This is a genomic window from Allokutzneria sp. NRRL B-24872, from assembly GCF_002155965.1.
GTDB lineage: Bacteria > Actinomycetota > Actinomycetes > Mycobacteriales > Pseudonocardiaceae > Allokutzneria.
This window is the reverse complement of record NZ_MUMH01000052.1, coordinates 15,015-27,811: the sequence shown is the minus strand read 5'-3', so window position 1 is coordinate 27,811 and position 12,797 is coordinate 15,015. Positions and strand designations below refer to the sequence as shown.

Genomic DNA, 12,797 nt, shown 5'->3' with positions numbered 1-12,797 from the left:
TGCTGTTCAGAGCCCCCCAGCGCCAGCTGGGGGGCTCTGAACAGCACAGTGGAGGTGCCGGGAATCGAACCCGGGTCCTCTGCCGGTTCATCAGGACTTCTCCGTGCGCAGTCCGCTGTGCCTCTGCTTGACCCCACCGGTCTCGCGGACAAGTCCGGTGTGACGGGCCCAGTCGCTGTTTGGTGTTCCGCCACGACCCGCGACCGGCCGTGACGGTGAGTCCCCTAGCTGATGCCGGGAACCGGGTCGGAGACATCCCCGGGCCGACAGACTTGCCCCGCTACTTAGGCAGCGAGGGCGAAGTCGCGCTGGCTCTTAGCCTCGGCGCTTGTTGGTTTGCGGCGACGCTTGAGGTGGTCTCTCGCCTGCACCTGCACGCTTCCCCTGAATCATCGTCCAGAGTCGAAACCGTTCACCCCCTGGCTTGGTGGCAACTCCTCGAAGTTTACCGCCTCGCGCCAGTGGGTTCTTCCGCGCACCGGTTCGACCCCGGCCCAGGGCAGGGCGGGCCGGGGTCGAGCGGGTTCAGCAGCTGACGTACTGGGCGTTGGCCGAGGGCCTGGTGGTGAGGCTGACCTGCAGGCACCGGCCCGCGGGCGGGTTGTTGACGAAGTAGTTGGCGACGAAGGCGCCGAAGACGGGGCAGGCGATCTTGAGGAACCCGGGGGCGACCTTCATGCACGCGCCGTTGCCCGCGAGGGCGCCACCGGTGATGACGGCGGCGTAGAGGCCCTGGGTGGTGCTCTTGCTGAACTTGTGCGACCAGGAGGCCCGCGCCTCGACTTCGCTGGTGACGCTCGCCTGGTCAGCGAGGGCGGCAGGGGCGGCACTGGCGGCCCCAGCCGCGGTGCCGAAGGCCGTCAGGGTGATCGCCAGCACCGCCGCGGCACGCTTGAAGAACGTCAAAGACCCCATGTTCAGGCTCCTCCAGTAGTGACGTTCAGCTCATCCGAGCTAACACGAAAGAGCTTGCGTTCAGCCGGTTAAGTCCGGGTATGGATTCGCTATAACGCCCTGCTTGCAAGGTGTTCACAAGAGGGTTAACTTGTTGGTGGAGCATTAACTCGTCCGGATCACAACTGAATGGTGCAAGTGATGGACTTCCGGGTGCTGGGGGCACTGGAGATCATCGGTCCGGATGGACGGGTCGATCTTGGCGCGCCCAAGCAGCGCGCGCTCGTCGCCCTGCTGCTGTGTCGCGCTGGCCAGGCGTTCTCCGCCGACGCCCTGGTGTCGGCACTCTGGGGCGACAATCCGCCACGCTCCGCGAGAAAAAATATTCAGGTTTACGTCTACCAGGTCCGCAAAGCCTTTGCCGCCGCGGGCGCCCCCGACCGCCTCCACCTGGAACGAGCCGGTTACCGCCTCACCGTGAATCCGGGCGAGTTGGACATCGATCGTTTCAATGAGCTTTTCGCCAGAGGGCGAACGGAATTGACTGCCGGTGACGCCGAACGCGCCGCGCGGACGCTGCGCGATTCCCTGTCGCTATGGCGGGGCGAGCCATTCATCGACCTTCCTGATGTCGAGTTCCTGAACCGGCAGGCCGAGGCGTGGCGCGAACGGCGGCTGGCGGCGGAAGAGGCCAGGATCGAGGCCGACCTGCTCGGCGGCAGGCACCCCGAGGTGGTCGACGAGCTGTTCTGCCTGGTCCGCGCGCACCCGCTGCACGAGCAGTTCCGCGCGCAGCTGATGACCGCGCTGCTGCTCGGCGAGCGCAAGACCGAAGCGCTCGCGGTCTACGACCACGGCAGGCAGCTGCTCGCCTCCGAGCTGGGCATCGCCCCGGGCGCGAACCTGAGGCGGGCGCACCAGGCGGTGCTCTCCGGCAAGGCGCCCGGCTTCCCCGCGGCCGCCCACCCCCGGAGCGAGGCCGCGCGGCGGACCGTCCCGCGCCAGCTCCCCCGAGGCGTCACCGACTTCGTCGGCAGGCAGGCCCAGCTGAGCACGCTCGCCGCCGGGCTGGCCAGGGCCGCGACGGGCGGCTGGCCGCTGCTGGTGCTGACCGGGGCCGCGGGGTCCGGCAAGAGCGCGCTCGCGATCCGGGCCGCGCACCTGGCCGCCGAGAGCTTCCCCGACGGCCAGCTCTACCTCGACCTCGCCGAGCACACCGGGGAGCACGCGCTCGGCCACCTGCTCAGCGCGCTCGGCCGCGGCCCTGCGGAGCAGCCGACCGACCCGTGCGAGCGACGGGCGCTCTACCGCACGCTCGTCGCCGACCGATCGGTGCTGATCGTGCTGGACAACGCTGCGAACGAGTCGCAGGTTCGTTCACTGCTACCGGGTTCGCCCAGGTCAGCGACGATCGTGACGGCCAGGAGCAGGCTGCTCGGGCTGGACTCGGCCGAGCTGGTCGAGCTGGGCGGGTTCCGGTCGGGCGAGAGCGCGCGGATGCTGCTCGGACGCGCGAACGCGGTCGAGGAGCCCGACGCGGCCCAGTACGCGGAGTTCATCGCCGACGCCTGCGACCACCTCCCGCTCGCGGTGCGGATCGCCGCCGTGCGGGCCAACGGCAGAGCGCTCCAGGAGGTCGCGCGGCGGCTGGTCTCAGCGGCCAACCCGCTGGACGAGCTGGTCGCGGGCGACGAGTCCGTGCGCGCCCGGCTCAGCTCATGCTACGCCGAGCTCGACCTGATCGGCAGAACCGCGCTGGACCGCCTCGGCACCCTGGAGTCGCCCGAGTTCACCGTCGCGACGCTGGCCACCCTGCTCGGCACGTCGAACGGGCACGCGGAGCGCAGCCTGGACCTGCTGCTCGACCGGCACCTCGCGCGCCGGATCGACGACCACGGGAACCCCCTGCGCTTCGCCCTGCCCAAGCTGACCCACCACTTCGCGGCCGGGCTCGCCGAGGACGCGGCGCTGTCGAAGGTCTCCTAGTGCCCGGTCCGGTCGAACCCTGCCGGGTCGGCCAGGTAGCGGTCGAGGTCCGGGTCCTCGTGCAGGTCCCCGAACTCGTCCCGAATCTCCCACGCCGGTCCGAGTTCCGCGCGAAGCCGGTCCACCGCTTCGCGCACCGCCTGGCTGATCGGCAGTAGCTCCAGCTCGACCGGTTGTCCCACACATGCCGGTCCTCCGGGTCGGGGCACCACAGGAGTGCACCAGATCCGGCATCGAAGTAGGCCCTCTCGACGCGCTAGGACAGGCCGAGCAGCCGCGCGGGGGTGTCGTGCAGGACGGAGCGGAGGAAGTCGGCGCCGAGCCGGTCGTCGGACTCCGCCCAGCCGGCGATCGCGCGCAGCTGTTCGGCGTAGGAGTACGGGATGTTCGGGAAGTCGGTGCCCAGTGCGATGCGATCGGGAAGGTCGGCGAGCTGGGCCGTCCAGTCCTTCGGCAGCGGGCTGAGCGTGGTGGTGAACTCGACGCCGACCATCGTGGTGTCCAGGTGCACGCCGGGCCACCGCCGCACCAGGCGCAGCGCGTGGTCGTACTCCGGCATGCCCGCGTGCGCGATGACCGCGACCAGGCGCGGGTGCTCGCGCAACACCTCCTCGAAGACGTCGAGTCCCGTGTGCGTCCCGGGCAGCGGACCGTGTCCACAGTGGACGATCACGGGGAGGTCGGCGTCGGCGAGCTGGCCCCAGACCGGCCTCAGCAGCTCATCGCGCGGATCGAAGTCACCGACCTGCACGTGCGATTTGAAACAGCGCGCTCCGGCCTCGATCGCTTGGCGCACATAGGTTTCCGCCTCGGGCTCCGGGAAGAACGTCGCGGTGGTGACGGCTTCGGGCACCTCGGCGGCGAACGCGCGGACCCAGTCGTTGAGCCACGCGGCCATGCCGGGCTTGTGCGGGTAGACCAGCGGCGCGAACGCGCGAACCCCGAAGGCGCGCAAGGACTCCACGCGCTCCGGCTCGCTCGTGCGGTAGTGGATCGGCCAGTCCACGCCGTAGTTCGCGCTGGCGTGGTCGAAGTACGCCCAGACCTTGGCCAGCACGCGCTCGGGCAGGAAGTGCACGTGCAGGTCGACCAGGCCGGGCAGTCCGAGGTCGCGCACCCAGGCGGCGACCTCGGCGTCCGAGCCCGGCGGCATCAGTCGCGGTATCCCTTGCGGGCGCGGCCGATCGCCTTCGCCATCTCGCGGTCGGCGGTCTTCTTGGCGAGGATGTGCCGCTTGTCGTGCGCCTTGTTGCCGCGCGCCAGCGCCAGCTCGACCTTGACCTTGCCGTCCTTGAAGTACATCGACATCGGCACCAGGGAGAGACCGCTCTCCTTGGTCTTGCCGATCAGCCGCTCGATCTCGGCCCTGTGCAGCAACAGCTTCCGCTTGCGGCGGGGCTCGTGGTTGGTCCACGTGCCCCAGTGGTACTCGGCGATGTGGACGTTGCGCAGCCACACCTCGCCGTCGTCAACGGAGGCGTAGGCGTCGACGAGCGAGGCCTTGCCCGCGCGCAGGCTCTTGACCTCGGTGCCCACCAGGGCGACGCCGGCCTCGTAGGTGTCGAGGACGGTGTAGTTGTGCCGCGCCCTGCGGTTCTGCGCGATCACCTTCTCGCCGCGTTCCTTGGCCATGAGGACAATGCTACGTGGCCGGGAAAGCGGTTAGAGGCGCACGTAGAGGCGCAGGGTCACGTAGCCGGTGATGGCCGAGATGACCGCGCCGATCGGGAAGAGCAGCAGCGAGACCTGGAAGACGTCGGCGTAGCCCAGCGGCGCGATGATGTTGGCCTCGATCGGCGCCTTGAGCACGTCGTCCACGAACGTGCCCTTGGCGAAGAACAGGCCGGCGAGCGCGAGGATCGCACCGGTGAGACCGGCGACCACCGCCTCGATGAGGAACGGCAGCTGGGTGTACCACCGCGTCGCGCCGACCAGCCGCATGATCCCCACCTCGGTCCGCCTGGTGAACGCGGAGACCTGGATGGTGTTGGAGATCAGCAGCAGTGCGGCCAGCGCCTGCACGAGCGCGACGGCGAAGGTGGCGTTGCGGAAGCTGCCGAAGAACTCGAAGAGCTGGTTCAGCAGCACGTCCTGGTCGACGACGCGGAGCACGCCGACCTTGCCCGTGTACTCCTTGGAGATCGCGTCGAAGCGCTGCGGGTCCTTGAGCTTCACGCGGAAGGACGCGGGCAGCGACTCGGGGCGGGTCAGCTTCACCAGCTCCGGCTGCGCCGAGAAGATCTCCTTGAACCGCGTGTAGGCCTCGTCGCGGTTCTGGTAGACGACGTCCTCGACGATCGCGTTGTTGTCCAGCGACTGCCGCAGGCCGGAGCAGATCTGCTGCTGGCACTGCCCGTCGGAGGCGCTGACGTCGTTGGTGAGGAAGACCGAGACCTCGACCTTGTCGTAGTAGAGCTTCTCGGTGTTGTCGATCAGCCGCACGATGAGCAGACCACCGCCGAGCAGGCCGAGCGAGATCGCGGTCGTGAGGATCATCGCGATGGTCATCGTGATGTTCCGGCGTAGACCGGTGATGACCTCGCTGAACACGAAACTGGCGCGCATCGGGAGTGGTGCTCCTAGTGGTGGCTGGCGGAGGGAGGGCTGGTGGGGACCGGGCCGGTCAGCGGCCGACCCCGTACACGCCCCTGGCGTCGTCGCGGACGACCTTGCCGAGGTGCAGCTCGACGACCCGCCTGCGCATGGCGTCGACGATGGAGTGGTCGTGCGTTGCCATCAGCACGGTGGTGCCGGTGCGGTTGATCCGCTCCAGCAGCAGCATGATGTCCTGGCTGGTGTCCGGGTCCAGGTTTCCCGTCGGCTCGTCGGCCAGCAGCAGCAGCGGCCGGTTGACGAAGGCGCGCGCGATGGCCACGCGCTGCTGCTCACCACCGGAGAGCTCGTGCGGCATGCGGTCCGCCTTGCCCTCGAGGCCGACCAGCTCCAGCACCTCGGGCACCACCTTCTTGATGGTGTGCCTCGGCTTGCCGATCACCTCCAGCGCGAAGGCGACGTTCTCGGCGACCGTCTTGTTGGAGAGCAGCCGGAAGTCCTGGAAGACGCACCCGATGCGCTGGCGCAGCCGGGGAACGCGGCGCCGGGAGAGGCGCCCGACGTTCCAGTCCGCGACGACCAGGGTGCCCTTGGAGGGCACCTCCTCGCGCAGCAGCAGGCGCAGGAACGTGGACTTGCCGGAGCCTGACGGTCCGATGAGGAACACGAACTCGCCCTTGTCCACGTTCACCGAGACATCGTCGAGCGCGGGTCGGGTCGAGGTCTTGTAGACCTTGGACACGTGTTCGAGCCGGATCACGAGGCGCGAGTTTACCCACCGGGTGTGTGACGCGTGTTCGCCGCAAGCCGACAAACGGGTAGTCGGCGTGTCGCACCTGGTGACGGCGTGTTTGACGACGCGCGGCCGTGTCCCCCGGCAGGGGGACGCGGCCGCGCGGGCGTGCGCTTGCGCGCGGGGATCAGCTCGCCGATCAGCCGGCGTCGGCGGACTGGCGGCGCCAGCGGATGCCCGCCTCCAGGAAGTCGTCGATCTCACCGTCGAGGACGTTGCCGGGGTTGCCGACCTCGTGCTCGGTGCGCAGGTCCTTGACCATCTGGTACGGGTGCAGCACGTAGGAGCGCATCTGGTTGCCCCAGCTGGAACCGCCGTCGCCCTTGAGCGCGTCCATCTTGGCGCGCTCCTCCTGGCGCTTGCGCTCCAGCAGCTTGGCCTGGAGCACGCCCATGGCGGTGGCCTTGTTCTGCAGCTGCGAGCGCTCGTTCTGGCAGGACACCACGATGCCGCTGGGCAGGTGGGTGATCCGGACGGCGGAGTCGGTGGTGTTGACGCCCTGGCCGCCGGGGCCGGAGGAGCGGTAGACGTCGACGCGCAGTTCCTTCTCGTCGATCTCCACGTGGTCGGACTGCTCCACCACGGGGACGACCTCGACCCCGGCGAAGGAGGTCTGGCGGCGGCCCTGGTTGTCGAAGGGCGAGATCCGCACCAGGCGGTGGGTGCCCTGCTCGACGGAGAGGGTGCCGTAGGCGAAGGGGCTGCGGACGCGGAAGGTCGCGGACTTGATGCCCGCCTCCTCCGCGTAGGAGGTGTCGTAGACGTCGGTCGGGTAGCCGTGCCGCTCGGCCCAGCGCAGGTACATCCGCATCAGCATCTCGGCGAAGTCGGCGGCGTCGACGCCCCCGGCCTCGGCGCGCACGGTCACCAGCGCCTCGCGCTCGTCGTACTCGCCGGAGAGCAGCGTGCGCACCTCGAGCGAGGCGATCAGCTCGCGCAGCTTGGCGCGGTCGGCGTCGGCCTCGGCGAGCTCGGCCTCGGAGCCCTCCTCCTCGGCCATCAGCTCATAGAGCACCTCGATGTCCTCGACGCGCTGGCGCAGATCGGTGACCTTGCGCAGATCAGCCTGCTTGTAGGCGAGCTGGCTGGTCACCTGCTGGGCCCGCTCCTGGTCGTCCCAGAGGTCCGGCCGACCGGCCTGTTCCTCCAGCTCGTCCACGTCCGCGCGCAGCTTCTCGAGGTCCATCACCGCCTCGACACCGGCGAGCGTTGCGGAGAGGTCCTTCAGGTCGGCAGCGACATCGGGGTTCACGTCGGGAAATCGTACTGACTTCGCGGCGGCCGCGTGCGCCGGTATGCGCGGTGGAAGTTCGGGAGAAAGCGAAGGGGCCGCCCGCGTGGTGCGGACGGCCCCGTCGAATTCCTGCCGCAAGATCAGGAAGTCGGAACCGCGTCGAGCAGCTTGAGCACGGCCTTGGTGTGGGAGACGGCGAAATCGGCCGCCGCCTTCGCGAAGGGGTCCTCCGCGGACTTGGCCTGCGTCTTCAGCTCTTCCAGCTTGGCGTTGTAGGCCTGCTTCGCCGCGTCGACCATCGCGACGCGCTGCTTGCCAGCAAGCGATCCCGCGTGCACCAGCCGGAGGATCAGCGGGCTGCGCAGGTGGTCGGGACCGGGCTCGGTGGCCAGCCACGTCTTGAACGCCTTCTTCCCGGAGGGCGTGATGACGTACTGCTGGCTGGAGCGCGGACCCTGCTTGCCGAGCTTCAGCAGCCCGGCCGCGGCGAGCGCGGGGAGTTCGCGGTACACCTGGCTCCGCGTGACACTGAAGAACGCACCGAAGCGCTCCCCAGCGGACGCGACCAGCTGGCCGCCCGTCTTCGGACCGTCGTGCAGCAGGCCGAGCAGCGCTGCCGCGGTTGCGTTCAGTTCAGTCACCTTGTCAACGGTGCCACGGCTTTCCCCCGCTGTCCACAGTGGTCTGCACATCTGTCCACTGTGGCTAGTCGCGGGCCCGTCGCGGCCCCTCGGGAGCCCCGGGACGGCACTGGGACGAACGTGATCGTTGATCACCCGTTCGGCCCCGGAACGCCGCCGGGGACGGCGACCGCACGCTGTGATCAAGACGGCGAACAGGTGGCCCGGGGACGCATGTGCTAAACGGTTCACGTTCAGTTATTCACCGTATAGACCGCCGGATGAGGCCCGTGAGCGTGACAGATCATCACGTATCAATAACGGCCCGTCGCAGTTCCGCAGGTCGATCCGGTTCAGCTCACTGAATACGCACGTGTCAGCACGGACAGTCGCGCGGATCTGCGCCCTGACCACTCTGGACGTGCGCGTTATCGTCACGGCTCGACAAGGGCTCGAAACACTCCGGCGAGGTCAAGGGGGACCTCGGGGAGTGCGTCGTCCGGGAAAGGACATGGCAGGTGATCGGATTCCTGCTGCGCCGGCTGGTGAACTACGTGGTGCTGTGCCTGGTCGCGACATTCCTCGCGTTCAGCCTCGCATCGCTGACGTTCGACCCCATCACGAAGCTGCGCGAGCTCAACCCACCACCTCCGCCGTCGGCCATCGCCGCGGTGGAGCAGAGTCTGCACCTCGATCAGCCGATTCCCCAACGCTTTTTCACCTGGTTCAGCGGAGTCGTCACCGAGGGGAACTTCGGCGAGACGATCGTCGGCGCGCCCATCACCGAGGAACTCGGCAGGCGCATGGGCATCAGCCTCAGGCTGTTCCTGTTGGGAACACTGGTCGGTGTGCTGCTCGGAGTTCTGCTCGGCGTGGTCAGCGCGATCCGGCAGTACAAGTTCAGCGACTACTTCGCGACCCTGTACTCCTTCATAATCCTGTCCACCCCGGTGTTCCTCCTCGGCACGTTGCTCAAGTACGGGGCGCTGCAACTCAACAACGCCACCGGGGTCACGGTCCTGAAGTTCACCGGTGAGTACACACCGGGCTTCGAGGGCAGCTGGTGGGCGATGCTGCTGGACCGGCTGCACCACCTGATCCTGCCGACCCTGACCATCGCGCTCGGCCAGATCGCCTTCTACAGCCGCTACCAGCGCAGCGCGATGCTGGACGTGCTCGGCTCGGACTTCCTGCGCACGGCGCAGGCCAAGGGCCTCTCCAGGGCCAAGGCGCTGTTCAAGCACGGCCTGCGCACCGCGCTGATCCCGATGGCGACGCTGTTCGCCTTCGGCTTCGGCCTGCTGATCACCGGTGGTGTGTTCACCGAGCGGCTGTTCACCTGGTACGGCATGGGTGACTGGCTGCTGACCGGGATCAACGAGCAGGACACCAACATCGTGGCGACGGTGACGCTGTTCACCGCCGTGCTGGTGCTGGTCTCCGGCTGGCTGTCCGACGTGCTGTACGCGGCGCTCGATCCGCGCGTCCGGGTCTAGGGGAGGAGGAGAACCATGACCGTCAACCTCAACGAGGGCGACTCCACCGGCACCACCGGCGCCGCGGGCGGCGGCCCCGTCGACGCCGCGGTGAAGCCGAGCAAGGCCACCGGCCGCGGCGCGCTGATCGTGCGCAGGTTCCTGCGCAACAAGCTCGCCGTCTCCGGGCTGATCGCGATCGTGCTGCTCTACGCCGCCGCGTTCCTCGCCCCGCTGTTCTCCCCCTGGGACTACAAGGAACAGGACTACAGCGCGTTCCTGCAGCCGCCCGGCGGCTCGCACTGGTTCGGCACCACGCAGATCGGCGAGGACGTCTTCGCGCAGACCATGCGCGGACTGCAGAAGTCGCTGACCATCGGTCTGCTGGTCGCGCTGATCTCCACCTTCGTCGCTGCCGTCGTCGGCTCGGCCGCCGGTTACTTCGGCAAGTGGTCCGACCGCACGCTGATGTGGATCGTCGACCTGCTGCTGGTGCTGCCGTCCTTCCTGATCATCGCGATCATCAGCCCCTCGCTGCGCGGTGAGAACTGGCTGTGGTTCGTGCTGCTGCTGGCCGCGTTCAACTGGATGATCACCGCGCGGATCGTGCGCGGCATGACGCTCACGCTGAAGGAGCGGGAGTTCGTCAAGGCCGCCAGGTTCATGGGCGAGAAGCCGTGGAAGATCATCGGCAAGCACATCCTGCCGAACATGGCCTCGCTGCTGATCATCGACGGCACCATCAACGTCGGCAGCGCGGTGCTGGCCGAGACGGGTCTGAGCTTCTTCGGCCTCGGCGTGCAGCCGCCGGACGTCTCGCTCGGCACGCTGATCCGCGACGGCACGCGCGCGTCGCTGACCTTCCCCTGGCTGTTCGTCTTCTCCGGTGGCCTGCTGGTGCTCGCCGTGCTCGCGGTGAACTTCGTCGGTGACGGTCTGCGCGACGCGCTGGACCCGAGCTCGCAGAAGGGCAGGGCCAAGGAGAAGAAGAAGCGGCGCGGCAAGCGGGACGAGGCGCAGGAGCAGCCCGCAGGCGCGGAGCAGGCGACGGCGCGCAAGCGTGAGGACGACGACCGATGACCACTGCTGAGATCCAGTTCGACGAGAGCACCACGACCCCCGGCGGCCCGCTGCTGGAGGTCGCCGACCTGGACGTGTCGTTCCCCAGCGAGGACGGCAGGGTGCGCGCGGTGCGCGGCCTGAGCTACCAGGTCAGCCCCGGCGAGGTGCTCGGCATCGTCGGCGAGTCCGGCTCCGGCAAGTCGGTGTCCTCGCTCGCCGTGATGGGCCTGCTGCCGCAGCAGGCGAAGATCACCGGCTCGATCCGCTTCCAGGGCAGGGAACTGCTCGGCCGCTCCGACCGCGAGCTCTCGCGCATCCGGGGCAAGAAGATCGCGATGATCTTCCAGGACCCGCTCTCCGCGCTGACGCCGGTGTACACCGTCGGCGACCAGATCGCGGAGACGATCCTGGTGCACGGCAAGGGAAAGGTCACCAAGCAGGCCGCGGCCAACCGCGCGGTGGAGCTGCTGGACCTGGTCGGCATCCCGCACGCGCAGCAGCGCGCCAAGGCGTTCCCGCACGAGTTCTCCGGCGGTATGCGCCAGCGCGCGATGATCGCCATGGGCATCGCCAACGACCCCGACCTGATCATCGCGGACGAGCCGACCACCGCGCTGGACGTGACGGTGCAGGCCCAGGTGCTCGAGGTGATGAAGACCGCGCAGGAGGTCACCGGCGCGGGCATCGTGATCATCACCCACGACCTGGGCGTGGTCGCGGGCTTCGCCGACAAGCTGCTGGTGATGTACGCCGGCCGCGCGGTGGAGTCCGGGGTGGTCGAGGAGATCTACGCCGCGCCCCGGATGCCGTACACGCTGGGCCTGCTCGGCTCGATCCCGAGGTTGGACGCCGAGGAGAAGCAGCCGCTGGTGCCCATCGTCGGCCAGCCGCCGTCACTGGTGGCGCTGCCGCCGGGCTGCCCGTTCGGCCCGCGCTGCCCCATGCACGTGGCCGCGTGCGACGACGCCGAACCCCCGCTGTCCATTGTGGACGAAAGCGCGGGTTCGGCCGATCCGCACCGCGCCGCGTGCATCCGCAGCTCGGAGATCTCCGCGACCGACGCCGACCCGGCCGAGGTCTTCGGCGCCGAGGTGGTGGAGCAGCCGGAGGTGGCGAAGCTGCCGCGCGAGCAGCGCGAGGTCGTGCTCTCCGTCGACCAGGTGGTCAAGCAGTTCGCCGTGACCAAGGGCGTGGTGATGCGCCGCAAGGTCGGCACCGTGCACGCGGTGGACGGCATCACCTTCGACATCCGCGAGGGCGAGACGCTCGGCCTGGTCGGTGAGTCCGGCTGCGGCAAGACCACCACGCTGATGGAGATCCTCGGCCTGGAGAAGCCGACCTCGGGCAGCATCTCGGTGCTGGGCCGCGACGTCGGCAACATCCCGGCCAAGGACAAGAAGGCCATCCGCCGCGACATGCAGGTGGTGTTCCAGGACCCGATGGCCTCGCTGGACCCGAGGATGCCGGTCAGCGACATCATCGCCGAACCGATGCTGGTGCACGGCTTCGCCAAGGCCGACATCCAGAAGCGGGTGCCGGAACTGCTCAGCCTGGTGGGCCTGCGGGCCGAGCACGCCGCGCGCTACCCGGCGGAGTTCTCCGGTGGTCAGCGGCAGCGCATCGGCATCGCCCGCGCGCTGGCGCTGGAGCCCAAGCTGGTCGTGCTCGACGAGCCGGTCTCGGCGCTGGACGTCTCCATCCAGGCGGGCGTGATCAACCTGCTCGACGAGCTCAAGGCCAAGATGGGCCTGTCGTACCTGTTCGTCGCGCACGACCTGTCGGTGGTGCGGCACATCGCCGACCGGGTCGCGGTGATGTACCTGGGCAAGATCGTCGAGATCGGCGACGTGGACACGGTCTTCGGCAGGCCGGAGCACCCGTACACGCAGGCGCTGCTGTCGGCGATCCCGATCCCGGACCCGATCAAGGAGCGGCAGCGCGAGCGGATCATCCTCACCGGTGACCTGCCGAGCCCGGCGAACCCGCCGAGCGGCTGCCGCTTCCGGACGCGCTGCTTCAAGTTCGCCGCGCTGCCGGAGGACAAGCAGCGGGCGTGCCTGGACGAGCACCCCCCTCGCGCGCGGCGGGGCGATGACCACGAGGTGGCGTGCCACTACGCCGAGGTCCGCGAAGTCGTGTAACACCCAACTGAATAAGTGCGGATGTGGTGTTATACGTCC

12 protein-coding genes and 1 other RNA gene are annotated in these 12,797 nt (G+C 68.8%); 4 read left to right on the top strand and 9 right to left on the bottom strand.

The features are described from left to right. Positions 1-46 precede the first annotated feature (46 nt). Positions 47-420, bottom strand: a transfer-messenger RNA (tmRNA) gene (gene ssrA, locus CCN37_RS15180). 105 nt (positions 421-525) lie between these two features. Further along, complete coding sequence (locus CCN37_RS15175; protein WP_086821418.1) at positions 526-915, bottom strand: hypothetical protein; 390 nt, start codon at positions 913-915, stop codon at positions 526-528. 180 nt (positions 916-1,095) lie between these two features. Here CCN37_RS15175 and CCN37_RS15170 point away from each other — a divergent pair, with 180 nt between their 5' ends. After that, on the top strand, positions 1,096-2,880 hold the full coding sequence (locus CCN37_RS15170; RefSeq protein WP_168200683.1) for a transcriptional regulator: 1,785 nt from the start codon (positions 1,096-1,098) through the stop codon (positions 2,878-2,880). On the opposite strand, the gene CCN37_RS15165 is transcribed toward CCN37_RS15170, so the two are convergent. From CCN37_RS15165 to CCN37_RS15135, 7 genes are all read right to left on the bottom strand, one after another. Further along, the gene (locus tag CCN37_RS15165) at positions 2,877-3,062 is read right to left on the bottom strand and encodes a hypothetical protein (RefSeq protein WP_210408034.1); all 186 of its coding nucleotides are present in this window, start codon (positions 3,060-3,062) and stop codon (positions 2,877-2,879) included. The genes CCN37_RS15170 and CCN37_RS15165 overlap by 4 nt on opposite strands. Before the next feature lie 74 nt (positions 3,063-3,136). Further along, the gene (locus CCN37_RS15160) at positions 3,137-4,033 is read right to left on the bottom strand and encodes an amidohydrolase family protein (RefSeq protein WP_086821416.1); all 897 of its coding nucleotides are present in this window, start codon (positions 4,031-4,033) and stop codon (positions 3,137-3,139) included. Beyond that, a complete protein-coding gene (smpB, locus tag CCN37_RS15155) occupies positions 4,033-4,512 on the bottom strand; it encodes an SsrA-binding protein SmpB (RefSeq protein WP_086821415.1) in 480 nt (159 codons plus the stop codon). Before smpB ends, CCN37_RS15160 begins: the two co-directional genes overlap by 1 nt. Before the next feature lie 30 nt (positions 4,513-4,542). Beyond that, positions 4,543-5,445, bottom strand: coding sequence for a permease-like cell division protein FtsX (gene ftsX, locus CCN37_RS15150; protein WP_086821414.1), 903 nt, complete (start codon positions 5,443-5,445; stop codon positions 4,543-4,545). A gap of 58 nt (positions 5,446-5,503) precedes the next feature. Continuing rightward, positions 5,504-6,193, bottom strand: a complete 690-nt coding sequence (ftsE, locus tag CCN37_RS15145; RefSeq protein WP_086821413.1) for a cell division ATP-binding protein FtsE — start codon at positions 6,191-6,193, stop codon at positions 5,504-5,506. A 172-nt stretch (positions 6,194-6,365) separates the two neighbouring features. After that, on the bottom strand, positions 6,366-7,478 hold the full coding sequence (prfB, locus tag CCN37_RS15140) for a peptide chain release factor 2 (protein ID WP_086821412.1): 1,113 nt from the start codon (positions 7,476-7,478) through the stop codon (positions 6,366-6,368). Between the two features lie 122 nt (positions 7,479-7,600). Continuing rightward, positions 7,601-8,101: a helix-turn-helix transcriptional regulator gene (locus CCN37_RS15135; protein ID WP_086821411.1), complete on the bottom strand. Its 501-nt coding sequence runs from the start codon at positions 8,099-8,101 to the stop codon at positions 7,601-7,603. Positions 8,102-8,598: 497 nt separating this feature from the next. Between CCN37_RS15135 and CCN37_RS15130 the strand changes: the two genes are divergently transcribed. The 3 genes from CCN37_RS15130 to CCN37_RS15120 are packed head-to-tail and all read left to right on the top strand — an operon-like array spanning position 8,599 to position 12,758. After that, on the top strand, positions 8,599-9,576 hold the full coding sequence (locus CCN37_RS15130; protein WP_086821410.1) for an ABC transporter permease: 978 nt from the start codon (positions 8,599-8,601) through the stop codon (positions 9,574-9,576). 15 nt (positions 9,577-9,591) lie between these two features. Continuing rightward, entirely contained in the window at positions 9,592-10,635 is a 1,044-nt protein-coding gene (locus tag CCN37_RS15125) for an ABC transporter permease (RefSeq protein ID WP_086821409.1), read from the top strand. Continuing rightward, positions 10,632-12,758, top strand: coding sequence for an ABC transporter ATP-binding protein (locus CCN37_RS15120; protein WP_086821408.1), 2,127 nt, complete (start codon positions 10,632-10,634; stop codon positions 12,756-12,758). Before CCN37_RS15125 ends, CCN37_RS15120 begins: the two co-directional genes overlap by 4 nt. Positions 12,759-12,797: the final 39 nt, after the last annotated feature.